Origin of the sequence: Rhodococcus sp. M8, assembly GCF_015654185.1 — a bacterium.
Lineage (GTDB): Bacteria > Actinomycetota > Actinomycetes > Mycobacteriales > Mycobacteriaceae > Rhodococcus > Rhodococcus aetherivorans.
Window position 1 is genome coordinate 1879337 of record NZ_CP064065.1, and the last position, 24416, is coordinate 1903752.

22 protein-coding genes and 1 pseudogene are annotated in these 24416 nt (G+C 71.5%); 11 read left to right on the forward strand and 12 right to left on the reverse strand.

Features of this window, described 5'->3' with window-relative positions; all coding sequences use genetic code 11:
- Positions 1-82 precede the first annotated feature (82 nt).
- Positions 83-2741 (forward strand): annotated as a pseudogene (gene mgtA, locus ISO16_RS08225) (magnesium-translocating P-type ATPase).
- Between the two features lie 98 nt (positions 2742-2839).
- Here the strand turns inward: mgtA and ISO16_RS08230 are convergent.
- Together ISO16_RS08230 and ISO16_RS08235 are read right to left on the reverse strand one after the other, a co-directional pair.
- A complete protein-coding gene (locus ISO16_RS08230; RefSeq protein WP_043800627.1) occupies positions 2840-3268 on the reverse strand; it encodes a hypothetical protein in 429 nt (142 codons plus the stop codon).
- 97 nt (positions 3269-3365) lie between these two features.
- Positions 3366-4163: a hypothetical protein gene (locus tag ISO16_RS08235; protein ID WP_072635705.1), complete on the reverse strand. Its 798-nt coding sequence runs from the start codon at positions 4161-4163 to the stop codon at positions 3366-3368.
- Positions 4164-4204: 41 nt separating this feature from the next.
- Between ISO16_RS08235 and ISO16_RS08240 the strand changes: the two genes are divergently transcribed.
- Positions 4205-5203, forward strand: a complete 999-nt coding sequence (locus tag ISO16_RS08240) for a GNAT family N-acetyltransferase (RefSeq protein ID WP_072635706.1) — start codon at positions 4205-4207, stop codon at positions 5201-5203.
- Positions 5204-5219: 16 nt separating this feature from the next.
- On the opposite strand, the gene ISO16_RS08245 is transcribed toward ISO16_RS08240, so the two are convergent.
- Positions 5220-6044 (reverse strand): alpha/beta fold hydrolase, encoded by an 825-nt coding sequence (locus tag ISO16_RS08245; protein WP_072635813.1) that lies wholly within the window; start codon positions 6042-6044, stop codon positions 5220-5222.
- Between the two features lie 115 nt (positions 6045-6159).
- Here ISO16_RS08245 and ISO16_RS08250 point away from each other — a divergent pair, with 115 nt between their 5' ends.
- From ISO16_RS08250 to ISO16_RS08260, 3 genes are all read left to right on the forward strand, one after another.
- Positions 6160-6798: a TetR-like C-terminal domain-containing protein gene (locus ISO16_RS08250; protein ID WP_006930946.1), complete on the forward strand. Its 639-nt coding sequence runs from the start codon at positions 6160-6162 to the stop codon at positions 6796-6798.
- A 66-nt stretch (positions 6799-6864) separates the two neighbouring features.
- On the forward strand, positions 6865-7218 hold the full coding sequence (locus ISO16_RS08255) for a GntR family transcriptional regulator (protein ID WP_006930948.1): 354 nt from the start codon (positions 6865-6867) through the stop codon (positions 7216-7218).
- Positions 7215-8219, forward strand: coding sequence for a DUF1648 domain-containing protein (locus ISO16_RS08260; protein WP_072635707.1), 1005 nt, complete (start codon positions 7215-7217; stop codon positions 8217-8219). The genes ISO16_RS08255 and ISO16_RS08260 overlap by 4 nt, the downstream gene beginning before the upstream one ends.
- 153 nt (positions 8220-8372) lie before the next feature.
- On the opposite strand, the gene ISO16_RS08265 is transcribed toward ISO16_RS08260, so the two are convergent.
- The gene (locus ISO16_RS08265) at positions 8373-9755 is read right to left on the reverse strand and encodes an aminotransferase-like domain-containing protein (protein WP_072635708.1); all 1383 of its coding nucleotides are present in this window, start codon (positions 9753-9755) and stop codon (positions 8373-8375) included.
- An 87-nt stretch (positions 9756-9842) separates the two neighbouring features.
- On the opposite strand from ISO16_RS08265, the gene ISO16_RS08270 reads away from it, so the two are divergent.
- Complete coding sequence (locus tag ISO16_RS08270; protein WP_083662545.1) at positions 9843-11069, forward strand: benzoate/H(+) symporter BenE family transporter; 1227 nt, start codon at positions 9843-9845, stop codon at positions 11067-11069.
- Between the two features lie 119 nt (positions 11070-11188).
- Complete coding sequence (locus ISO16_RS08275) at positions 11189-11653, forward strand: GNAT family N-acetyltransferase (RefSeq protein WP_006930966.1); 465 nt, start codon at positions 11189-11191, stop codon at positions 11651-11653.
- A gap of 465 nt (positions 11654-12118) precedes the next feature.
- Here ISO16_RS08275 and ISO16_RS08280 read toward each other — a convergent pair whose 3' ends face one another.
- Positions 12119-13687, reverse strand: coding sequence for an HD domain-containing phosphohydrolase (locus ISO16_RS08280; protein WP_072635710.1), 1569 nt, complete (start codon positions 13685-13687; stop codon positions 12119-12121).
- A 137-nt stretch (positions 13688-13824) separates the two neighbouring features.
- Here ISO16_RS08280 and ISO16_RS08285 point away from each other — a divergent pair, with 137 nt between their 5' ends.
- Positions 13825-14556: a hypothetical protein gene (locus tag ISO16_RS08285; RefSeq protein WP_072635711.1), complete on the forward strand. Its 732-nt coding sequence runs from the start codon at positions 13825-13827 to the stop codon at positions 14554-14556.
- Positions 14557-14631: 75 nt separating this feature from the next.
- Positions 14632-15039: a hypothetical protein gene (locus tag ISO16_RS08290; protein ID WP_230304501.1), complete on the forward strand. Its 408-nt coding sequence runs from the start codon at positions 14632-14634 to the stop codon at positions 15037-15039.
- Positions 15040-15098: 59 nt separating this feature from the next.
- Here ISO16_RS08290 and ISO16_RS08295 read toward each other — a convergent pair whose 3' ends face one another.
- Genes ISO16_RS08295 through mftA form a run of 7 tightly spaced genes read right to left on the reverse strand, consistent with a single transcriptional unit; the run spans position 15099 to position 22752 of the window.
- On the reverse strand, positions 15099-17069 hold the full coding sequence (locus ISO16_RS08295) for a mycofactocin system FadH/OYE family oxidoreductase 2 (RefSeq protein ID WP_072635712.1): 1971 nt from the start codon (positions 17067-17069) through the stop codon (positions 15099-15101).
- On the reverse strand, positions 17066-17878 hold the full coding sequence (locus ISO16_RS08300; protein WP_006930974.1) for a mycofactocin-coupled SDR family oxidoreductase: 813 nt from the start codon (positions 17876-17878) through the stop codon (positions 17066-17068). Before ISO16_RS08300 ends, ISO16_RS08295 begins: the two co-directional genes overlap by 4 nt.
- Positions 17879-17915: 37 nt before the next feature.
- Entirely contained in the window at positions 17916-19814 is a 1899-nt protein-coding gene (locus ISO16_RS08305) for a mycofactocin system FadH/OYE family oxidoreductase 1 (RefSeq protein WP_006930975.1), read from the reverse strand.
- A 15-nt stretch (positions 19815-19829) separates the two neighbouring features.
- The gene (gene mftD / locus ISO16_RS08310; protein ID WP_006930976.1) at positions 19830-21005 is read right to left on the reverse strand and encodes a pre-mycofactocin synthase MftD; all 1176 of its coding nucleotides are present in this window, start codon (positions 21003-21005) and stop codon (positions 19830-19832) included.
- Between the two features lie 35 nt (positions 21006-21040).
- Positions 21041-22288 carry a mycofactocin radical SAM maturase gene (gene mftC / locus ISO16_RS08315; protein WP_006930977.1) on the reverse strand — a complete coding sequence of 416 codons (1248 nt, stop codon included), beginning with the start codon at positions 22286-22288 and terminating at the stop codon, positions 21041-21043.
- A gap of 48 nt (positions 22289-22336) precedes the next feature.
- On the reverse strand, positions 22337-22630 hold the full coding sequence (gene mftB, locus ISO16_RS08320) for a mycofactocin biosynthesis chaperone MftB (protein ID WP_170914118.1): 294 nt from the start codon (positions 22628-22630) through the stop codon (positions 22337-22339).
- Between the two features lie 26 nt (positions 22631-22656).
- A complete protein-coding gene (gene mftA / locus ISO16_RS08325) occupies positions 22657-22752 on the reverse strand; it encodes a mycofactocin precursor MftA (protein WP_065922321.1) in 96 nt (31 codons plus the stop codon).
- Between the two features lie 124 nt (positions 22753-22876).
- Between mftA and mftR the strand changes: the two genes are divergently transcribed.
- On the forward strand, positions 22877-23536 hold the full coding sequence (mftR, locus tag ISO16_RS08330; RefSeq protein WP_029544997.1) for a mycofactocin system transcriptional regulator: 660 nt from the start codon (positions 22877-22879) through the stop codon (positions 23534-23536).
- Positions 23533-24342, forward strand: coding sequence for a mycofactocin oligosaccharide methyltransferase MftM (mftM, locus tag ISO16_RS08335; protein WP_006932884.1), 810 nt, complete (start codon positions 23533-23535; stop codon positions 24340-24342). Before mftR ends, mftM begins: the two co-directional genes overlap by 4 nt.
- The last annotated feature ends 74 nt before the right edge of the window (positions 24343-24416 follow it).

Below are 24416 nucleotides of genomic sequence, written 5' to 3' on the forward strand. Positions count from 1 at the left end.
TGCCTGCGCGGTTGAGCAGGGGCAGGATGTCCGTTGTCGTCGCACTGCACGGGCGAGTCGCGGCACCGATCGGTATGGCCGGATGACCGGCCTCCCGGTCCTGCACATCGCCGCGGCCGACGCCGCGGCCGGTGAGAGCACCGACGTGCTGTCCCGTCTGCAGAGTTCGTCCACCGGTCTGAGCAGCGCCGACGCGGCCGCCCGGCTGGCGGTGGCCGGACCGAACGCGGTGCGCAGCCACGGCGTGAGTGCCCTGGCGGTGGTGGGGCGGCAACTGCGCAGCGCGCTGTTGCTGCTGCTGTCCGCGACCGCGGTTGCATCGTTCTTTCTCGGCGACCGCAACGACGCCGTCATCATCGGGGTCATCCTGCTGGCGAGCATCGGGTTGGGCTTCGTCAACGAGTACCGCGCCGAACGCGCCAGCGCCGCACTGCACTCGAGGCAACGGCACACCGTGGTGGTGCTGCGCGACGGCGCCGCTGCCACGATCGACGTCACCGAACTGGTGCCCGGCGATGTGGTGCACCTCGTCCTGGGCGAGCTCGTGCCCGCCGACCTGCGCCTGCTCAGCGCGACCGGGCTCGAATGCGACGAGAGTGTCCTGACCGGTGAATCGGAGCCGGCCGCCAAGTCCGTGGACCCGGTGCCGCCGGGAACGGCCCTGGCAGATCTGGCCGGGTGCGCATTCATGGGCACCGTCGTCCATGCCGGCACCGGGACGGGGGGTGGTCGTCGCCACCGGCGCGGACGCCGAGTTCGGGCGCATCGCGGTCGGGCTCGGTGAACGCGAGCCGGAGACCGAGTTCCAGATCGGGCTGCGGCGCTTCTCGGTGCTGCTGCTGCAGGTCGCCGTCGCTCTGACCGCGACGATCGTGGTCACCAACCTGGTGCTGCAGCGCCCGCTGATCGAGTCGCTGCTGTTCGCCTTCGCCATCGCGGTGGGCATCACCCCGCAGCTGCTGCCGGCGGTGGTGAGCACCTCCCTCGCCGAAGGTTCCCGACGCCTGGCCCGCCGCAAGGTTCTGGTCAAACGTCTGGTGTGCATCGAGGACCTCGGTGACATCGACATCCTCCTCACCGACAAGACCGGCACCCTCACCGACGGACGGATCGGTTTCCGCGAGGCGCTGGCCCCCTCCGGTGCTCCCAGCTCGGCGGCGCTGTTGCACGGCCTGCTCGCCACCGAGACGGACACCGACACCGCCGGCGGTGTCCGTCTCGGTTCGAACGCGCTGGACACCGCCCTGTGGGCGGCGGCAGGTCCCACCGGCCCGGTCGCGGACGGGTACACCCGGCTGGCCACCCTGCCGTTCGACCACGAGCGACGCATGTCCTCGACGCTGGTGCGCGGTCCCGACGGCGAGTCCTTGATCGTGGTCAAGGGCGCGCCCGAGACCGTGCTCGATCGCTGCGCCGACGTCGGTACCGCCGCGCACACGGTGCTGAACGGCCTGTTCGCCCAAGGCAGCCGCGTCGTCGCCGTGGCCTCCAAACCCGCGCCCGGCCACGCCGATCGGCTCGTCCCCGACGACGAACACGGCCTGATCCTGACCGGCTTCCTCGTGTTCCTCGACCGGCCGAAGACCTCCGCGACCGCTTCGCTGACCCGGCTCGCCGCCCTCGGCATCACCGTCAAGGTGGCCACCGGCGACAACCCGCAGGTCGCCGAGAAGGTCTGCGCCGACCTCGGGCTCGTCTCCGGCGGCAGCCTGACCGGCTCCGACCTCGCAGGTCTCGACGACGCGCAGTTCAGCGAGGCAGCATTGCGGGCCACCATCTTTGCCCGGGTCTCCCCGGAGCAGAAGGCGCGACTGGTCGAGACCCTGCGCACCCACGGCCGGTCTGTCGGATTTCTCGGCGACGGCGTCAACGACGCGCTGGCCCTGCAAACCGCGGACGTCGGCATCTCCGTCGATTCCGCCACCGATGTGGCCAAGGACGCCGCGGATGTGGTGCTGCTCGAGAAGGATCTCGGAGTGTTGGCGGACGGCGTCACGGAAGGGCGGCGTACCTTCACCAACACGATCAAGTACGTGCTGATGAGCACGTCGAGCAATTTCGGCAACATGTTCAGCGCCGCGGCGGCCTCGGCGGTGCTGGATTTCCTGCCGATGCTGCCGAGCCAGATCCTGCTCAACAACCTGCTCTACGACACCAGCCAGCTCGCGATTCCCGGTGATCGCGTCGACGAGGAACAACTGCACGCACCCTCGCATTGGGACATCGCGTTCATCCGCCGGTTCATGCTGTTCTTCGGCCCGATCAGCTCGCTGTTCGACTTCATCACCTTCGGGATCATGCTCGGGGTGTTCGCTGCCGGGCCGGAGCTGTTCCACACCGGTTGGTTCGTCGAATCCCTGGCCACCCAGACCCTGATCGTGTTCGCGATCCGCACCCGCCGCGTCCCGTTCCTGCGCAGCCGGCCCAGCCTGGGACTGGTGCTCACCGTCGCCGGGGTGCTTGCGGTCGGTATCGCGATCACGGTCTCCCCGCTCGGCGCGGACCTGGGGTTCACGCCCCTGCCGATCGGGTTCTTCCTCACCCTGGTCGTGCTGGTGATCGGCTATCTGGTGCTGATCGAGTATGCCAAGCGCGTGTTCTACGCCGAACCGATGCGGTATCTGCCGGCAGTGCGGTGGCGCGGTCACGAACACCGGATCCACCGGCGCGCAGCCCGGTTCAGCACCCCCACCCACCTTCGGGCGCCGACACCGCCCACACCGGCACCGCCGGTGCAGTGACTTCGGCCCGCTGCCGGCCGAACATCACAGCCCGAGCATCGAACCGGCGCTGGTGCCGGCGGTCCGCCCCCGATCGCCTCGGGGGCCGGGGAGGACGATCAGTGGGGGGCGGCGGTCGACCCACCGGATCGATTGCCGAACGGATGGCGCCAATCGGGTGAGTTGGACGGCGAGCCCCCGGGCGGCGGCGGGGCGGCGCTGCCGGGCTGCGGTGCGGAAGACCGGTCGTACTCGTGCCTCGCAGCGGTGGTCTCGAGGCGGGATTCTTTCAGTTCGCGGCGAGCGAGCCGACCTCGACGCGAGGTCCGCTGCGCACCGGCGAGCAGGAGACTCAGCCCGACCGCTCCGATCGCACCGACGACGATGCCGTAGAGGAACAGTGCCCCGGTCGAACCGGTGACGTGGTACCCGAAGACGACGAAGCTGTCGTCGGTCAGTGCATGGGCGGCGCCGGTGTTGCCCAACACCCCGGCCACACCGATGATCACGGCGGCGAGGAGAACGACGAGTCCGAAGATGATGAGCATGACGGCCTCCATGGCCAGGGGAGTATGTATCTCTCCAGTCAACGCCGGGTTCTCACCGTTGTCGACCCGGCTGTCGCGGAAGTCGTTGCTCCTGCCGCTAGCCGTCGAAGCCGCTGTGGGCGGCCCAGCCCGACGCGGCGAACGACTGTCGCAGGGCGGCGCGCAGGTCCGCTTCACCCGCAAGGGCTTTCATCGCGGACCGGTACTCGTGCGGGCGCCGGCCGACGAGTGCGGCGAACCCGGCACAGTGGCGCAGGAGCGCGGCGAACAGCGCCTCCTGGGACTGCAGCGGCAGCGGCGGCGCCCCCGGCGGCGCGAGGGCGCCCCACTTCGAGACGTACACGCCGAAGGACGCCGGCCGCTGTCCGCCGTCGATCTCCAGCCGGCACTCGTCCGCGGTCACGGTACGTCGCGTGTAGTTCGGCTCCGTCGCATCGAGGCACGCGAGCTGGTCTCGGTCGAGCAGCGACGCGAACACCGGGGTGCGGGTCCCCGGCCGCCGGAACGCGGTCGCCGCGACGTAGCCGGCCACGCTGACGTGGGCGCTGTGCCCGACGGCGATGCCCACGACCGTCGCGCGCAGGAACGGCACGGTGGTGTCGACGTTTCCGGCCGTGAACTTGCGCCGCACGACCGCCGGGCACGCGTTCGAGCCCACCGCGACGACGAGGTGCCGGTCGCCGACGCCGGCGACGCCGGCCCGGCGCAGCGCCTCGTCGAGCGTCGAGTCCTCGCGCCCGTCCAGCCGTGCCGCACCGAGGCCGGCTCCCGGCCGGGGACGTGCCCGGTGATAGCCGTCCCCCCGGAGCAGGCCACTGCCCGGCGCGGCCGTCCCGGGATAGAGCCAGGGGGCGGCCGCGAAATCACCACAGTCCGTTCCGGCGGCAGAACCCACCTTCCCAGTATGGCGCCGCGAACGCGCGGTACCCTCCGGCCGTGCAGATCGAACCGCGTCCCATCGACGACGCCGAGGTGCAGTCCCTGATCGACGAGGTGCAGCTCGAGTACGTCCGTCGCTACGGCGGACCGGACCACACGTCGCTGCATCCGGAGGAGTTCACCCCGCCGCACGGCGTCTTCCTGCTCGCCCACGGCGGCGGCTCGCCGGCGGGGATCGGTGGCTGGCGCGCCCGCGACTCGGCGCATCCGGGACTGCGCGACGGCGACGCCGAGATCAAGCGCATGTACGTGCGGGAAGGCGCCCGCCGCCGGGGCGTGGCCCGACGGATCCTGGCCGAACTCGAACGCACCGCCGTCGAGGCGGGCCGGCGTCGGATGGTGCTCGAGACCGGCACCGAGCAGCCCGAGGCTCTCGCCATGTATGCCGCCGCCGGATACGAGCCGCTGCCCGAACGGTTCGGCAAGTACGCGTACTCCGCATCGTCGCTGTACTTCTTCAAGGACCTCGCGCTGCCCGGCGACGACGCGCCCCGCGTCCGTCCCGCACTCGCGGCGGAGCTGCCGGTTCTTCAGGACATCGAGCGCGCGGCCGGCCGCGCGTTCGCGGACCTCGGAATGGACGCCGTCGCCGCCGACCCGCCGCCCACGCTCGAGGAGCTGCACGAGTATGTGACCGGCGGGCGCGCCTGGGTGTGCCTCGACGGCCACGACCGCCCGGTGGCATACCTGCTCGCCGATGTCGTCGACGGCACCGCCCACATCGAGCAGGTGTCGGTGCATCCGGACCATGCGCGCCGCGGGCTCGGCCGGGCCCTGATCGACCATCTCGCCGGCTGGGCGCGTGTCCGCGAACTGCCCGCCCTGACGCTGACCACCTTCGCCGACGTCCCGTGGAACGGGCCGTACTACCGGCGGCTCGGCTTCCGGTACCTGCGCGACGACGAACTCGGCCCGGGGCTGCGGCAGATCCGGCGCGACGAGGCCGCCGGGGGTATGGACCGGTGGCCCCGCGCGGCCATGCGACGCGAACTCTGAAGTTCTGCAAGACGTCTCACGTACGGCGCGGTACCGCGGCGGCCCAGAATCGCCGCACCAGGTCCGTCGTCTCGGCCGGCGCCTCGAGCGGTACGAGGTACGCGGCGCCGTCGACGATGGCGCAGGACCCGTCGGGTAGCAGCAGGCTCGCCGCGCGTGCCTGCTCGGGCGTCCAGCCCTTGTGATCGCTGCCGGTGACGAACAGGGTCGGGACCGACACCCGTGGGAGCCGCTCGGTGAGGTCGGGCCGGTGCAGCGAGATGGAGACGACGGCGTTGCGCAGCGCGGCCCGGTCCGCGCGGACGAAACAGTCCTCGACGAGTGCGACCGCCTGCGGGTCGCGCTCCCTCGTTGCGGCGGAGAGCAATACGTTCGTCACGCCGGACCGGATGAACCCGGCGGCGCCGAGCGTCCGGTAGGCGGCGAGGAGGAACAGCGTGCGTGCGCGCTCCGGCCGGTTCAGCGCCTGGACGGGCGTCCCCAGCGTCACCAGCGTCCGGCACCTCGACGCCGCGTCGGTCGCGAAGACGATGCCGACGTGGCCGCCCCAGGCATTGCCGACCCAGTCGACTGGTTCGTCGACACCGAGGGCGTCGAGCACGGTGACGGCCGCCGCGGCGCATTCCCCGGTGGTGTAGCGCCGGCCGGGGTCACCGCTCGCCCCGTGCCCGGGACCGGTGACCACGACGAGGCGCCGGTCGACTCCCAGCGCGTCTTCGACTCTGCTCCAGGATCTTTCGTCGACGAACAGGCTGTGCCAGAGCACCGCGGGCCGGCCCTCCCCGTGCACGCGGACGGCGAGTGGACCCACCTCGGTCGAGATCTTCTGCATCCGTGTCATGACCGCCACCACCTCCGGTGCGACTCGGGTTGACACTGTCAATTGCTATGGTCCCGCGGTAGGTTGACACTGTCAATGGGCGGAGCCGCGCACGCCGGGAAGGGCTGGTGGACGGATGACCGACACGCTCGACGAACGGCTGCTCCGAGCCGCGCTCGAACTGCTGAGGGAGCAGCCGGCCGAACGCCTCAGCCTCCGCCGGGTGGCGCAGCAGCTGGACGTGAGCCACCAGGCGCCCTACGTGCACTTCGGGAACAAGCGCCGGTTCCTCGCGGCCGTGGCGGGCACCGGGCTGCAGGGCGCCGCGGCAGAGGCGGCCGCCGCCGTCGAGGCAGCCGGATCCGATCCACGGTGCCGGCTGCACGCGCTCACCGACGCCTACCTGCGGTTCGTCCGGGAGCGCCCGCACGTGCACGACCTGGCCTACGGGCCCACGGTCGACAAGGCCGATCACCCGCGCCTGCAACAGGCGGCCGCCGACTACTGGCGTCTGTTGCGCGGCACCGTGGCGGCCTGCCAGCCCGAGGGTGTGGAGGAGGCCGAGGTGCTGCGGCGGTGCGCTGCCACGTGGGGCACCGTCTACGGCATCGCCCGGCTGACCACACTGCACCAGATCCCCGCGTCGGTCCCCGGCGACCGCGACGGCCTGTTGCACGAGGCCGTCGACGTGCTCCACCGGGGCTGGCAGGCCGGCGACTCGGCCGGGATCCCGGGACAGGACCCGTCTTCCCCGTCGCCGCCGGGTCGCCGGTGACCGCACCGGTCCGATGCCGCCGTTAGCCGACTTGTTCTATTTCAAATAGAACAATATGCTTGTCCCGTGCTCATCAGACTGGACCCGAACTCGCCGGACCCGTTGTTCGTGCAACTGGCCGCGGCCGTGCGCGGCGCGGTGGCCCGGGGCGAGGTCCGGGCGGGCGAGCGCCTCCCCGGCGCGCGCGACCTCGCTGCATCGCTCGGCCTCAACGTCCACACCGTGTTGCGGGGGTACCAGCAACTGCGCGACGAAGGCCTGGTGGAGCTGCGCCGCGGACGCGGCGCGGTCGTCACCGACCGCGCCGAAACCGGGCATGCCGCTTTGCATTCCGCCGTCGCTCAGGCCGTCGCGCACGCCAAACGCGTCGGCCTGAGCGCCGACGATCTCGTCGACCTGATCAGAACGGAGTACCGATGACAGACGATCCCGGCACCGACCGGCGCCCCACCGGCCGCATCCTCCTCAGCTCCACGGCCGCACCCCTGGCCGTCGCCGCCGCGGGCGCACTCGTGCTCCGGAGCTGGCATGCGCAGCTACCGGATCCGATCGCAACACATTGGAACCTCGACGGCACCGCGGACGGATTCGCCGGCCTCCCTGCGACGATCGCACTGTTGCTCGGGTTCGGTGTCCTGTTCGCCGCCCTCGGTTTCGGTCTCACCCGGGCCGCCGACACCGACCCTGCCCTCACCCGCGCGGTCGCCGCGACCGTCACGGGGACGGTCGCTTTCGTGACCGCCCTGATCGTGCTGGTCACCGGCTCTCAGCGGGGACTCGCGGACGCCGCCGCAGCCTCGCCGCCGGGGGCGTCTCTCCTCGCAGCACTCGGCATCGGCGTCGCCCTCGGGGCCGTTGCCGCCGCGGCGGTGCCCCGGTGGTCGCGCGGACCTGCCTCTCCCCCGGCCGCCGATGCACCGCGAATTCCCCTCGGCGCAGACGAACTCGTCGCGTGGACCCGATCGGTGGCCACCGGCAACGTCACAACGATCGTGCTCGTCGCGGCGATCGGTATCGTCGCCGCCCTCGGCGTGCTCACACGCCTGTGGATCCTGCTGGGCCTGGCCGTGCTGCTCGCCGTGCTGGTCGCGCTGACCTGCTCGATCCGCGTCACCGTCGACGTCCGCGGGGTCACCGTCGCGGGCCTGTTCGGGTGGCCGCACCTGCACACCCCGCTCAACGCCATCGCCTCCGCCTCCGTCACCGACGTGGCACCGCTGAAGCACTTCGGTGGCTACGGATACCGCATGGCGGTACTGGGCCCGCTGCGCGGTGCCCGAGGGTTCGTCCTGCGCGGCGGCCCCGCGCTGGTGCTGCACCGGCACGACGGCGCGCGCACCCTGGTCGTGGTCGACGATGCCGCGACCGCCGCCGGCCTCGTCAACACCCTCGTCGAGACAGGACCGAGGCACCCCCAGTAGATTCCCGTGGAACATCTCACCTGCGGGCGGCGGAGAGTCCGGCACCGTCGATCATCCGCCGGCCACCACGTTGAGCGATCCGAGCTGCACAACACATCAACAACCAACCGGGCGCAATTCCCGGCGCGGGACGCTGCTTCGCACCACCGAACCTCACCGCTGGAGGATTTCGGAGAGCCGCCTGATGCCTTCGGCGATCTGGGCTTCGGTTGCGGCCCCGTAGGAGAAGCGCAGGAACGGTGCGGGTGGTTCGTCCACGAAGAAGTGACTCCCGTCTCCGATGAGTACCCCGGCCGCGTACGCGGCGGTGCAGATCTCGCGGGTATCTGCGCCCTGGGGCAGCCTGGCCCAGAGGTGAATGCCACCGTGCGGGACGCACGGGATGCGGATGCCGGGCGTCGTGGCGTGGATCGCGGAGGCAAGTGCGTCGCGTCGCGTCGCGAGCTCTGCGCGCAGGCGTTTCAGGTGCCGGGGCCACGCATTCGAAGTCAGGAGACCGCAGGCGATTTCCTGCACCAGCGGCGCGACGCAGAGGTCGTCGGCGGTGCGGGAGGCCCGGAGCCGTTCGCCTGCCGGGCCGCGCGCGATGACCGCGCCGAGCCTGAGACCTGGGGAGGCAGGCTTCGAAAGGGTGAGGATCGATACGACGTGTCCGTGGGGGTCTTCGGTGAAGAGGGGGGGTGGGGCCTGTCCGTCGATGCCGAGGTGTCTGGCCCAGTCGTCCTCGATGATGAACGCGCCGTGTCGGGCGGCGAGTTCGAGCACCTTCTTCCGGCGCTCTGCACCGAGGACCGCTCCGGTGGGGTTCGCGTAGCTCGGCTGGAGGTAGACCACTCGCGCTCGCGTGCGTTCGAGTTCGTCGGCGAGACGGTCGACCAGGATCCCGTCGGCGTCGGCGGGCACCGACGAGAGGTTCAGGCCCGCGCTCTGCGCAGCGAGAATCGCGCCCGGATAGCTCGGACTCTCGGTGATGACCGCCGACCCCGGCTCGGCGAGTGTGCGCATCGTGAAGACGAGGCCCTGCTGCCCGCCGGAGACCACAAGCACGTCGTTCGGGTCGGCGCGGTATTCGGAGGCGAGGATCCGCCGCAGTTCCGGCGATCCCGCTGGCGGCGTCATCATCCAGGTACGACCGCTCTTCGCCGCACGCGAGCCGATGCGATGCAGTTCCTCGTTCGGCTGTAGTTCGGGGGCGAGGTATCCCCAGGAGAGCGGGATGTGGTCGGGAGTACCGTAGCCGCCCAGGCGAGCGGCCCGGTCGGCGTCCACTCTGGCGCGGCCGAGCGCCTGAGACTGCCAGGAGAAGTCCGGTTCCGGTAGTCGTTCGCGGCCCGCCACGAACGTTCCCCGTCCGGGCTCAGCCCGGACCAGCCCGAATGCGCTCAGTTCCGAGAGAGCTGCCGAGACGGTGGCTGCACTCGCCGCGAACTCTCCGGAGAGTTCGCGGACACCCGGCAGTTTCTCCCCGATATGCATCGTCGCGATCCGCTGGCGGAGGCGTGCCGCAATTTCCGACGCTCTGTTATCATTCGACATGACGATAGTGAATAACGTTACTCAAATTTCCGCAAGATTGTTACGCCATCGAGCGGGCGCGACGTCGGCAGTCTCGGCGGCGCACCGATGAGCCGGGCTTCCTCTGTACTGCGGGATGTCTCAGTCTCCGCGGTCGTCGCGGGCTTCCTCTCGGCGCTCATCAACTTCGCAGGCCCGTTCCTGATCGTGCTCGAAGCCACTCGCGCAGCGGGTCTGAACGAGGCGCAGACCGCGTCGTGGGTCTGGGCGGTGGCGATCGGCAACGGCGTGTGCAGCATCGCGCTGAGCCTGTTCACCCGTATCCCGGTGATCGTCGCTTGGTCGACGCCCGGAGCGGCGCTGCTGATCGCCTCGCTCGGCGGCTTCTCGTTCACCGAGGCCGTCGGCGCGTTCCTCGTCGCCTCGGTCGCCGCCGCAGTGGTCGGGTACACGGGCTGGTTCGGCCGGCTACTCGCCAGGGTGCCCGGCCCGGTGCTACAGGCTCTGCTCGCCGGGATCCTGCTGCCCTTCGTCGTGACCGCAGCGGGCGCCTTCACGAGCGCGCCGCTGATCACGGGGAGCATCGTCGTCGCCTTCTTCCTCGGCAAGCGCGTCTTCGACCGATACGCAGTGCTCGCCGGACTCGTCGCCGGGCTCGCGGCGACCGGGGCGACCGGATCCTTCCGCGAGGTCGCGCCGTCGCTCGCGCTCGGCGGCCCTGTGTTCACGATGCCGGCATTCACCCCGGCCGCGCTCGTGAGCATCGCGCTGCCGCTGTTCATTGTCACGATGGCCTCGCAGAACGCACCCGGGCTCGCACTGCTCCACTCGCAGGGGTACGAGCCGAACGACCGCCTGCTCGTCGGTGCCATCTTGACGGTCTCGGCGATCCTCGCGCCCTTCGGCTGCCACGGCATCAACCTCGGCGCGATCACGGCGGCGATCGCGCTCGGCCCCGAGTCGCATCCGGATCGCGCACAGCGTTACATCGCGGGCCTCTCGGGCGGCCTCACCTATCTGCTCGTCGGCTCGTTCGGGGGCGTGCTCGTGGCCGGGTTCCAGGCGATCCCGAGCGAAACGGTTTCGGTTCTTGCTGCCGTCGCCCTGCTGGGCTCTGCCCTCACCGCACTGAAGGGGGCAATGGGCGGCGATACCCGCACCGGGATCGCGGCCCTGACCACGCTCGCGGTCACCATGTCGGGCGTCGTGTTCTTCAGCGTCGGTGCCGCGTTCTGGGGCCTCGTCGCGGGCAGCGCCGCGTACCTCCTGCTGGCCCCACGCCAGCCGGGAACCCGAACAGGCAAGGAAAGAAAGGAGAACGCAGTGATGACGTGACCGAAGCCTGAGCGCGGCGCATCCCGCATCGGATATTCGATCCTCGCGGGCGGAGAACGCTCGGACAGTACCTGGCAGTACCGCTCTGCCGAGACCTCAACCACCGATAGGAGCCACCCATGGCAACGACCACCATTCCGACGATCCGGCCGCTCGCCCCTGCCGACGAGTGCCGCTGGCGTGTCCTCTTCCGCGAGTACCGCGAGTTCTACAAGCTGCCCGAGTCCGAGGACATCGTCTCCCGCGCATGGGGATGGTTCATGGATCCCCGACACGAATGCAAGGCTCTCGTTGCGGAAGCGGACGGCGAGATCCTCGGGTTTGCACACCATCGCCGGTTCTCCTCGCCCTACACCGGCACCACCGGCCTCTTCCTCGACGACCTGTTCACCGACCCCGCAGCCCGAGGCCGGGGCGTCGGACGTGCACTGATCGGCCGTCTCACCGAGATGGCCACCGCCGAGGGTCGCGCCGTGGTGCAGTGGGTGACCGCCGAAGACAACCACCAAGCCCAGGCGCTCTACAACACCCTCGCCACGCGAACGAGCTGGGTCACCTACGAGGCCGAACCTTCTGCGAAGTGAGCACTGCACCATGAAACCGCTGCCGCCGGAGACCCTCCGAGTGGTAGCACAGGGCGGCGGAAATGCGAGTTGATCCATTCGCCTGTCCTCGACGGTATTGGGGCCGGCCCGGAGCCGGCCCCAATACCGTCCAGCCGTGCCCTGCCTGCGGATCCCCGACCGGTAGGTCGCCGACGATGATCAGTGCGTCGACCCGTCTCCGCGCCAGCCTCGAAAACCTTTCCGGCAGAACCACATCAGGCAATCCGACGGGGTGGCGGATCATCACAAGCAGTGGCGTCCACCAATCCACCTGCCGGTGTTGGTGACCGAGTTGCCGGGTGAACGACGCGTACCGGCCCGCCCGACCCGCTGAACCGTGCGCAGAGGCTACGGGCCGGCCGGGAAAACCTCGACGAGCGAACCGGGTTCGATGACGACCGGTCCGGCCGCGGTGCTCCCGTCGCCCCGCCGCGGGCCGGCGGGTCACCAGGCCAGCCCGAGATCGACGGCGGCCAGGCCGGCCCGCGTGCGGTTGTCCACCCTGAGCTTGGCGTAGACGCGCTCGACGTGGTTGCGGGCCGTCTTCTCCGCGATGCACAGCTCGTCGGCGATCTGCCGGTTGGACCGGCCCCGGGCGACGAGCCGCAGCACCTCCACCTCGCGGGCGGTCAGCCCGGCCGGCCATGGCGCGCGCCGCACCCGCCGGTGCCCGGCCGCCGTCAGCACCGCCTCGACCGCCTCGGCGTCGAGGCGCCCGCGGTGGGCCTCCTGCCGCAGGCGGCCCGCCGCGTGTTCGGGGGTGAGCGCACCGCGATGCGGCCGGGGTTCCCCGAAGCGCTGGTACGTCTCCGCCGCGGCGAGGAGACGATCGGCGACACTCAGGTCGCGTCCGCGCACGCCGTTGGGATACCCGGAGCCGTCGAGGCGTTCGCGGTGCGTGGTTGCGACGGCGACGACGTCCTCCATGCCGGTGACGCGGCTGAGGATCCGCCCGGTCAGGTAGGGGTACAGCCGGACCCGCTCCCATTCGGCGCCGGTGAGCGGACCGGGCTTCTCCCAGATCCGGTTGGACACCCCCATCCGGCCGAGACCGTGCACGAGCCCGGCCCGGTAGAGCACCTCGACGTCCGTCGCCGGCAGGCCGCGCAGGCGGCCCGCGGCCGCGGTCAGGTCGGCCACCGCCCGCGAATGCCCGAGCAGGCAGGGAACTTTCAGGTCGACGAAGTCTGCCATCGCACGAAGCAGGGCGTCGAGTTCGTCGCCGGCGAGGACTCGCGCGCGGTCGGGCGCCCGATCCAGCGCCGCCGCCCACGCGTCCTGCTCGAGCAGACCGTCGGTGAGTTCGCCCGCGGCCTCCTGGAACACCCGCGCCACCCGCGGACAGAACTGGGTCCCGCTGCGCGCCCGCGCGACCTCGACGGCCCGCCCCGGTCCGCCGGCCCGCAGATGGACCTCGGAGACCTCCGCGAGGTGCACGATGTGCATCTCGAGGGGGATGTCGTCGCCGCGCACACCCGCGGGCAGCCCGGCGCCGTCCCACCGTTCGAACGCGTAGGCCAGGGCCGCGCCGACCTGCCGGTCGAGCCCGACCCGGTCGGACAGCGTCCCCGCCGAGGCGCAGTGCGAACCGATCAGCTCGGCCATGCGACGGCGGGCGGTCAGCAGGAACGCGACGACCTCGACCCCGCGACGCGCGCCGTCGAGCCCGCGCCCGACGTGGCTGGTCAGCATCCGCAGGAACGGCAGCCCCCTCATGTCGACCCCGTAGGTATCGGCGCGGAGTGCGATGTCGTCGCCGAACAGCTGCGCCAACTCGTGCGAGTCCGCGTGACATCCGATCCAGGCGACGAGGTTCGCATAGTAGATGACGGCCTGCTGCTGGGCGTCCAGGCCCATGCGCTCGGCGATCCGTCCGGCCAGCACGGCGGACCGCAGCATGTGCTCCATCGGCTGCCCCAGGCCCAGGTCGATCGCCAGGGACAGCGCGGCGAGCAGCTCGGCGCGCCGCGGCCCGTCCTGCGGGCCCGGAGACGACTCGCTCCTGCGCTGCACGGCCCCATTGTCCTCCGCTGCCGGGGCCGGGGCGCCCGGCCGGACGGATGCCGAAGATGAGGCATCGGCCCCATGCTTCCGGTCACGACGCGGCGCACGATCGGGAGGACCGTATTCGTACGCCGAGGGAGGACGAGATGAAGACCACACCGCAGGAAGCCGCCGAGGAGCCCCGCGCCCTGCCCCGGGTCGCCGGCGAGCGGTTCACCGGGTATGCCGTGATCGGGGCGCCGTTCGCCAGCGGGCACTGTCTGGCGCTGCGCCGGTTCACCGCCGGGTCGGTGGGCCCCGCCTTCACCGCGGTCTGGCACCGCGACCCGCAGGGCCACTGGACCGTCTACAGCGATGCCGCGCCGGAGCACGGATGCGCCCGCTACCTCGGCGCCGCCCTCACCCGGACGGTGCGCACCGACGTCGCCGCCGAGTGGACCGGCTCGTCCCGGTTGCACATCACGGCGGGCGACGACGTCGTCTGGGACGTACGGGTGTTCTCGTCGCCGGCCACCACCCTGGCGACCCTGGCCGGCCGGCTGCTGCCGGACGCGGCGCGGCACAACCCCGCGGTCCTGGCCGCCGTGGCGCGCGTCGCCGGCCCGGTCCTGGGCGCCGGCCGGATCCGGCTCACCGGCAACGTGCCGAACGGACAGTGGTTCCGCGCCGCACCGCGCCGGTTGTGGTCCGCCCGCACCCTCGCCGCGGTGGTGGGCGGCGTCGACCTCGGCCCCGACGGGCCGCTGCCCGAACAGGAGCGGCTCGGCGATTTCCGGATTCCTCAGCGCGCCCTGTTCGCGACCGTCGATGCCTGGTTCGAGCCGTTCGATCCGCGGCGGCACGCGCCGGCGTCCCCGGGCGGTGCGCTCACCTGCTGACCCGTGCCGGCACTTGCGCGTGCGATGATCTTGTGGACCATCGAGGGGGTGCCATTGTCTGAAAGCATCGTGCCGGTGACGGGTAGACGAACCACGCGGGGGGCGTCCGAGGACCCTGTGTACGTTCCGCTGCGCAGCATCTCCGAGGCGGCGGCGACGCTGCAGGAGTCGGTGGCGCGGCAGAACGCCACGGACTACTACGAGGTCCGCGCGGCGATGGATGCGGAGTACTACTGGCGCGCCGTGGTGCAGACCTTTCAGATCGCCGACGAGTCGTTCCTGCACGCCTCGCGCGGCACCCAGGACGGTGCCGACATCTCGGCCCACGTCATGGCCCGCGCCGCGGACTGGGTGGCGAAGACGGAACTGGCCGTGGAGGGCTCCCGGATGTACGGGGCGCTGGTCGCATTCACCCAGGGTGTGGGCGACGGGTACGCGGCGGTGGAGTCGTGGGCCGACGCCACCAAGCGCGCGAGCCGATAGGCCGCTGCGCGGCCGGTGCGTCCTTTGGGTTGCTCCTGCCGCCCAAAGGACGCACCGGGCTACAGCCCCACCGCCGCCCGCTCCCCCTCGACGATCGCGGCGTGTGCCCGTCGCGGCGTGACCGCGTCGCCGATCCGCACGACGTGGAAGGCACCGTCGCGCAGCGCTACCCAAAGATCGTCCACGGGGTCCTGATGGGTGGCCACGACCACCGCGTCCACCGTGCGGGTGTGCGCGACGGCGGTCGGGTGGTGCCACAGCGCGACGTCGAGCCTGCCGCCGGTCTCGGTGACGGCGGTGACGAGCGTGTCGGTGAGCTGCGCGATGCCCTCGGCGTGTGCCCGGCGGGTCCAGTCCTCCATGTCGAGGGTCAGGCCGAGGTCCTGTCCGACGATCATCCCGGCCGTGCAGACCGTGACCGCGGCGCCGCGGCCGGCGAGCAGTGCGGCCACCGACGTCGCCTGGTGGAAGCCGAGGTCGTCGACGACGAGGACGTCGCCCTGCGGGGACACGCGGCCGTCGAGCACGTCGCGGACGTCGACGACGAGCGCGGTGTCGCCGGCCCAGTCCGGGCGCCGCGGGCGCGCCCCGGTGGCGACGACGACCGCGTCCGGTCGGTGCTCCTGCACGAAGGCGGCGTCGACGTGCACGCCGATACGCACATCGACGCCCGCGCGGCGGCATTCGACCTCGAGGCTGTCCACCATGCCGGCGAGTTCGCCGCGGCCCGGAGCGGTGGCGGCCGTGCGGATCTGACCACCCAGGGCGGGGGTGCGCTCGCACAGGGTGACCCGGTGCCCGCGCTGCGCGGCGGTCGCGGCGGCGCGCAGGCCGGCCGGTCCGCCACCGACGACCAGCACGCGCCGGCCGGGGACCGCCGGATCGGGTAGCAGCTGCGCCTCGCGGCCGGCGCGGGGGTTCTCCACGCAACCGATCCACCGGCCGAGCCCTACCCGGCCGATGCACTCCTGGTTGCAGGCCAGGCACGGACGCACGGCCTCGTCGTCGCCGGCGAGAGCCTTGGCGGCGAAGTCGGGGTCGGCGATCTGGCCGCGGACGACGCCGACGAGGTCGCAGCGCCCCTCGGCGAGGGCCGCCTCGGCCTGGGCGGGGGTGGTGAAGCGTCCGACGCCGACGACCGGCAGCCGCACCCGCCGCCGGATCGCGTCGGGCACGAACAACGCGTAGCCGTGGGGCGTGGCCATGGACGCCTCGATCAGGTGCAGCGTCTCGGTGGCCACGCCGATCGAGGTGTTCAGGTAGTCGACGTGCCCGCTGTCTTCGATCATGGCGGCGACGGCGACGGCGTCGTCGAGGGTGATCCCGCCGTCGGTGCCGTCGTGCCCGCTGAGGCGGACCCCCACGACCAGGTCGGACCCGACCGCCGCGCGCAGCGCCCCGACGACCTCGAGCAGAAACCGCGCCCTGTTCCGGAGCGGTCCGCCGTACCGGTCGGTGCGCAGGTTGGTGCCCGGGGACAGGAATTGCCGCACGATCGACGCCTGCGAGCACTGCAGTTCGACCCCGTCGAATCCGCCGGCACGGCAGTGCTCGGCGACGCGGGCGTACCCCTCGACGAGGTCGCGGATCTCGTGCTCCTCGAGCGCCTTGGGCACCTCCCGGAACAGCGGGTCGGGCACGGCGCTGGGCGCCCACAGCGGCAGGCCGGTGTACATGCCGCAGCCCTGGGCGCCGTTGTGGTTGAGCTGGGCGAAGATTCGCCCGCCGCGGGCGTGCACGGCGTCGGTGATCCGCCGGTACCCAGACACCACCGCGGGGTCGTACCCGCGGATCAGCTTCTCGTAGGGCCGGTCCGTCGGGTGCACGGTGTGTTCCTCCGAGACGATCAGCCCGGCTCCACCGCCGGCCCGCGCCGCGTAGTACGCGGCGTGCTGCGCGGTGGGCAGCCCGTCCTCGGCGAAGTTGGTCAGGTGCGCGGAGAACACCACCCGGTTGCGCAGCGTGACCGGGCCGAGCCGCAGCGGGGCGGCCAGCCGTGGGTGCGGTCCGGCGGAGCAGGTTTCGCTCACACCTTCGAGTTCCCCTGGTCGAGGGCCATCTGGCTGCCGGTGACGGTCCGGGCGCGGTCGCTCGCGAGATACAGCACGGCCTCGGTGATGTCGTCGACGTCGGCGATCGGCTTCTCGGTGAGGATCGGGGCGAAGCTCGGCAGCCAGTGCGGGTACTTCTCGAAGAGTGTCAGCGCGCCCTGGTCGGTGCCCATCGGGGTGTTCACGCCGTACGGGTGGATGGAGTTGACCCGGATGCGGTACTCGCCGAGCTCCTTGGCGGCGCTCTGGGTCAGGCCGACGAGGCCGAACTTCGCGGCGGCGTAGTTGGCCTGGCCGGGCATGGCCTTCAGCCCGGCGACGGAACTCACGACGATGATCGACCCTCCGTTGCCGGCCTCGATCATGGCGGGCGTGGCGGCCTTGAGGGTCTTGAAGACGCCGGTGAGGTTGATGTCGATCAGTTCCTCGAACTGCTCGTCGGGCATCTCCCAGAAGCGGTTCCAGTTGCAGATGCCCGCGTTGGCGACGACGACGTCGAGGCGGCCGAACTGGGCGACGCCGTCGTCGACGACGGACTTCAGGGCGGCGCTGTCGCGCACGTCGGCGATGCGCGCGTGGATCTTCGCCCCCTCGGCCTCGACGAGCTGGACGGTCTCGTGGAAGTCGGCTTCGGTGACCGGCGCGTAGGAGTTGTACTCCGAGACGGGACCGGCAATGTCGACGCCGATGATCGACGCGCCCTCCCGCGCGAACCGGATCGCGTGGTTGCGTCCCTGACCGCGCGCAATGCCGGTGATGAACACGACCTTGCCGTCGAACTCGCCCATTCGTCGATCCTTCCGATCCGTAGCAGTCTGCAACAGGTTACAGTTCGGATCCGAGCGTGTGACCCTCCCGTACCGCCTGGTGGACACTTCGCGGCGCCAGGCAGTCGCCGATCCGTGTCAGCCCGGTGCGGTACAGGGTGTCCTCCGGCAGCCCCGGGGCGCAGTCGACGAGCAGCGCGCCGGCGACGTCGGTGCGCCGTCCGGTCAGCCGGTGCTCGAGTTCGACCGCGTCGGCGCCGACCCGTCGCACCGTGACCCCGAGGTGCCGGGCGACCCCGGCCCGCTGCAGCCGGGTGTTCGCCGCGACCAGGTCGCCCGTCGGCGCGAGCCGCGACCCGGCGATCGGGTCCGTCGTGGCGTACGAGACGGTATAGCCCTGGGCGGCAAGCTGTTCCGCGATGCCCACCGCGACGGGACCCCCGACGGGATCCCACACCACGACCGGCCGCACGGCGATCGGGCCACCGGCCAGCAGGCCGGCTGCGGTGACGTAGTGGCCCTCCTCGGCCGGGTACTCGGGGGGCCGGTCCCGGCTGCCGGTGGCAAGCACGACGGCCTCGCCCGCGGCCACGGCGTCCTCGAGTTCGCCGGCGGTGACGGCACGACGGGTGTCGATCCGCACGCCGAGCGCGCGGCAGCGGGCCTCGAGCCAGTCGACGAGCGCGGAGAGCGTGTCGCGTCCCGTGCCCACCGCCGCGGTGCGCAGCATCCCGCCGACGCGTCCGGCGCGCTCGACGAGGCGGACCCGGTGACCGCGCTCCGCGAGGACCCGGGCGGCCTCGAGCCCGGCCGGACCCCCACCGACCACGAGGACGTCCCGCGCGGCGGCGGCCGGAGGCTGCGGCGCGCGCGTCTCGTGCCCGGCCTCCGCGTTGCCGATGCAGCCGACCCGGGGATTGCGGAAGTCGCGCACCAGGCAGGCCTGGTTGCACAGCACGCACGGCCGGGGCGAGCGGCCCTCGCGCACGGCTGTGACGAGGTCCGGATCGGCGATCTGCGCGCGGGTCATCTCGACGAGGTCGCCCACCCCCTCGGCGAGGGCGCGCTGCGCGGCGGCGGGGTCGACGACGCTGCCCTGCAGGACGACGGGGACGGCGCCCGCCACCGCGTCGCGGACGGCGCGGCACAGTCCGGCGTTGAACCCGGCCGGCGTGTGCGCGTCGGGCCGGTACGCGCCGGGGGCGTAGAGGCCGCCTCGCACGACGGTGAGCAGATCCAGGTCCGGCGCGAGGTCGCGGGCGTGGGCGGCGGCGTGCTCCGGGGTGATGCCGGCCCAGGGCGCCTCCTCGTCGCAGCTCAGGCGCAGCGCCAGGATCCGCCCGGGGCCGAGTTCGGCGCGCACGGCCGCGACCACCCGCCGCAACAGCAACGACCGGTCGGCGCCGTAGCGGTCGGTGCGCCGGTTGGTCAGGCCCGAGAGGAACTGGCGCAGCAGCGCGGTCGGCCCGGCGTCCAGTTCGATCCCGTCGACATCGGCGGCGACCGCGACCGCGGCGGCGGCGCGGAATCCCTCGATCACCGCATCGATCTCGTCGTCGCCGAGTTCCATGGGCAGTTCCCGGACCGCGGGGTCCGCCACCCGCGACGGGGCCCACAGCGGTGCCTGGGTCCACGCGCTCGAGCCCTGCAGCCCGGCGTGGCCGAGGCCGGCCAGCACCAGGGTGCCGTGCGGCCGGCAGGCGGCGACGACGGCGGCCCATCCGGGACCGCACTCCGCGGCCAGGGGCGCCCGCTCGTAGGGCTGGTCGTGCGGGTGCACGGAGGCGACCTCGGTCACGAGCACCCCCGCGCCACCGCGCGCTCGGCGCTCGTAGTACGCCACGTGTTCGGACGAAAAGGTCCTCCCCACACCGAGATTGGTTTCGTGCGGCCCGAAGAGCACCCTGGCCGGCGCGTGGCGTCCGGCCAGGGTGATCGGTTCGGTGAGGGTGCCCATCGGCAGGTGGACCGCTCAGATTCCGAGGTCCCGCCGGAAGCCCGGCGGGACGACGATGTCGTCGGGGGTCAGCTCGTGGATCGACGTCTTGCCGAGGCCGATGAGCGCGGACCCGATGCCGCCGGCGAAGATGTCGAGGACGTTCTCCACGCCCGCCTGCCCGTTCGCGGCGAGGCCCCACAGGTAGGCGCGGCCGATCATCACGGCCTTGGCGCCGAGGGCGAGGGCCTTGACGACGTCACTGCCGCGGCGGATGCCGCCGTCGAGCAGCACCTCGATGTCCTTGCCGACCGCCTCGGCGATCGCCGGCAGCGCCCGGATCGGAGCCGGCGTGCCGTCGAGGTTGTTGCCGCCGTGGTTGGACACCGAGATCGCGGTGACGCCCGCGTCGACGGCGCGCTTGGCGTCGTCGACCCGCATGACGCCCTTGAGCATGAACGGCGCGTCGCCCCACTGCTCCCGCAGCCACGCCACGTCCTCCCAGGTAGGCAGCGGGGTGCCCATCCACTCGCCGTAGGCGCCGAAGAACGTCGGGGCACTGCCGCCGGGAGGGGTCAGGTTCGGGGTGGTCAGGTCCGGCACCTTGCCGGTCTTCGCCCAGTCGAGCAGCCAGCTCGGCCGCAGGATGCCCTCGGGGGCGAACCGGAACATGGCCTTGAGGTCCATCTTCTCCGGGATGGCGGGGCTGCCCCAGTCGCGGCCGCTGGAGAACGACCAGTCCAGGGTCATGATCAGGCCCTTCGCGCCGGCGGCGCGGGCCCGCTCCATCCGCTGGACCAGCACGTCGCGGCTGCCCACCCAGTACATCTGGAAGAAGGTCTTGTCGTTGGCCGCGGCGACCTCCTCGATGGACTTGCTCGCGAACGAGCTCAGCCCCATCGCGGTACCGCGGGCCGCGGCGGCACGGGCGACGGCGACCTCGCCGTCCGGATGCACCGCCTGCACGCCGGTCGGGGAGATCACCACCGGCAGGGCGATGTCCTGACCCATCACGTGGGTGCCCATCTCCCGCTTGTCGGACAACCCCGCCACGTGCGGGGCGAAGCCGAGCTCGCCGAATGCCGTCAGGTTGTCCTCGACGGTGATGCCCTTCTCGGAGCCGGCCACGAGGGCGCCGTAGACGGACCTGGGGAGCTTCTTCTTCGCCCGTTGCTGCGCGACCGCAACGGTTTCGAACCATTCCTTGGACATGGATCTGCCTCTCCTACTTGCACGAACGGGGCCGGCTATTGCATTCCGGCGAGCGGGTTTTCGTCGCAGGCCCGCGACGGCGGGCGCACCATCAGCTGCAACGGGACGGGCGCGCGCGGGGTGCGGCGCTCACCGGTGCGCGAGTGGTCGACGCTGGACTTGGGCACGGTGCGGTCGGCGCTGAGCGCGGATTCGCCGTAGCCCTGGACGCATTCGGGATCCGGCCCGTCCATCGGCAGACCGGTGAAGAACTTCGCGGCCATGCAGCCGCCGCGGCACGAATCGTAGAAGGTGCACTTGCTGCAGGCCCCGCCGGTCTGCGGCGACCGGAGTTCGGTGAAAAGCTCGGAGTGCTGCCACACCTGCTGGAAACCGCCGTCGGACAGGATGTTCCCGGCAAGGAACTTGTCGTGGATGGCGAAGGGGCAGGCGTACACGTCGCCCACGGGGTCGATCAGGCACACCACCCGGCCCGCGCCGCACAGGTTCAGCCCCGGCAGCGCACCGGCGCCGTCGCTGCCACCGAAGGCGGACAGGTGGAAGAACGAATCGCCGGTCAGCACACCCTCGCCGTGTGCGACGAGCCAATTGTAGAGCTGCCGCTGCTGCTCGTGGGTGGGGTGCAGGTCGTCCCACACGTCGACGGCACGGCCGGAGGGACGCAGGCGGGTGATGCGCAGCGTCGCGCCGTACTGGTCGGCCAGGGCCTTGAACTCGTCGAGCTGGTCGACGTTGTGCCGGGTCACGACGACGGAGATCTTCGCGTCGCGGAATCCGGCCTCGGCGAGGTTCTCGAGGGCACGCACGGCCATCGCGAACGAGCCGGGGCCGCGCACGGCGTCGTTGACCTCGGCGGTGGCGCCGTCGAGGGAGATCTGCACGTCGACGTAGTCGGAGGCCGCGAGACGCGCGGCGACCTTCTTGTCGATCTTGACGCCGTTGGTGGAGAACTTCACGCCCACCTGGTGCTCGGTGGCGTAGTCGACCAGCTCCCAGAAGTCCGAGCGCACGGTCGGCTCTCCGCCGCCGATGTTGACGTAGAACACCTGCATACGCTGCAGTTCGTCGATGATCGCCTTGCATTGTTCGGTGGTCAGCTCGCGCGGATCACGCCGGCCGGACGAGGACAGACAGTGCACGCACGACAGGTTGCAGGCGTAGGTCAGCTCCCAGGTCAGGCAGATCGGGGCGTCGAGACCCTTCTCGAACTGGTCGACCAGGCGGCCGACCTTGGGCGGGCCGGAAGCTTCTCGTACTGCGGCGGATTCGAGCACAGAGGTCATGGGCTGCGTCCTCGTCGGTGGGGCGGGCGGGAGGGGGACCGGCGGGGTCTAGGCCGGCACGATCATGTGGGAGTCGGCCAGGGTGGCCAGCGCCCGCAGGTACGGACGTGCAGCCGACTCGTCGATTCCGTGCGCGGCGAGCGCGGCCCGCACGGACGGATGCTGGTGCAGGGATTCGACGATCTCGACGATCGTGGTGTTCTTCAGAAACGAGAGCTTGCGGGTCCCGAAGTGGTAGAGCAACGCCCCGAACGGCTCGGGGCGAAGCGCTACCTGCGGGTGCAGCCTCCACGTCGTATCCGGATCGAACCCTGCCGAGTCGACCTTCTGCGAGTCGAACACTGTGGTGGCGGCGTCGGCGGACACGATCAGTACACGCCGCACATGCCGTCGATGGACACCTCTTCCACGAGGGACTCCTCGACCAGGTCGGACTCGACGACGGTGTTGTCACGATCGGACATCAACTACCTCCTCGGATGGGGACTCCACGAGCGGAGCCCGGCGTCACAGACCCGTTGCGCTGTGACTCGGTTCACCACTGTAATGGCATCGAGTGCACAATGTCACCCATGGAAGGCTCACACCATGCGTAGCCGCCGGAAACCGTCCGCTCGGATAGGTCGCCGCCCCTCCACCACGAGAGAGGGGCTGAGCGCGATCGGGATCGAACTGTTCCGCGCCCGGGGATTCGACGAGACCAGCGTCGACCAGATCGCCGAAGCCGCCGGAATCGCCCGCCGCACCTTCTTCCGGTACTTCCCGTCCAAGAACGCGGTGCCGTGGGGCGACTTCGACGGCCACCTCGAACAGATGCGCGCCCACCTCGACGCGCTGCCGGGCCACGTCCCCCTCGCCGAGGCGCTGACCTCGGCGCTGCTCGACTTCAACACCTTCCCCGAGTCCGAGGCGGCGCTGCACCGCGATCGCATGGACCTGATCCTGCGGGTACCGGCGCTGCAGGCGTACTCGGTGGTGATGTACGAGGGCTGGCGCCGGGTGATCGCCGAGTACGTCGCGCGTCGCGTCGGCGCCGCCGCCGACGACCACTTCCCGCGCACCGTCGGCTATCTCGTGCTCGGCGTGGCGATGGCGGCGTACGAGCAGTGGCTCGCCGACGACTCGCTCGCGCTGCCGGAACTCTTGTCCGCCGGCATGCGCGCCCTCTACAGTGGCCTCGACGCGGCCGTCCCGTCCCTCGACGGTCCCGACGCCTCCCCCTCCTCGAAAAAGGCTGCGCTGCAATGACTGTGCTCGACTCACTCGCCCCCTGCCCGCCCGGCCGGTGGTCCCACGCCCACGTCACCGTCGAGAAGGTGAGCTCGGGCCCGATCGCCCTGCGCCGCGAGGGCGACCGGCTGCACGTGACCCACTCGCTCGGGCCCGACGACCTGAGTGAACGTCTCGTCGCCGGGGTCACCGCGTCGATCGCCGACAGCGACCTCGGACAGGAGGAGTTCGAGTTGACGATGGTCGGGCTGGTGCGCTCCACCCTGCCCGACGCCCTCGACGCGTGGGTCACCTACTACCGCAACTCGCTCACCGAACTGCTGGACGGCACCGCCGGGTTCGCCCCGATCCACGACAAGGCCGCCGAACTCGTCCGCGGCCGCGTGCTGGATCTCGGCTCCTGCTTCGGATTCCTCCCCCTGCGCCTGGCGCGCGCCGGGATCGCCGTCACCGCCACCGACATCCTGCCCGGCACCATGACCCTGCTCGAGGCCGTCGCGCCGCGACTGGGCCTCGAGGTGGACACCGTCGTGTGCGACGCGGCCCACGTGCCCGTTCCCGACGACAGCGCCGACACCGTCACCGCAATCCATCTGCTCGAACACGTCGACGCCGCGACCGGTGCGGCCGTCGTCGCGGAGGCGCTGCGCATCGCCCGGGAGCGCGTGGTGATCGCGGTGCCGTTCGAGGACGAGGCCACCGCCTGCCACGGCCACGTGCGCACCTTCGACCTGCCCGCCCTGCGCACACTCGGCGAATCCACGGGTCTCGCGTTCGAGGCGTTCGAGCACCACGGCGGCTGGCTGGTGCTCGACGCGCGCTGATCCCGAGTCGGCCTCCTCCGCAGTGACCGAATGTCACATCGCGGCAGTCGGATCGCCGCGATGTGACATTCGGT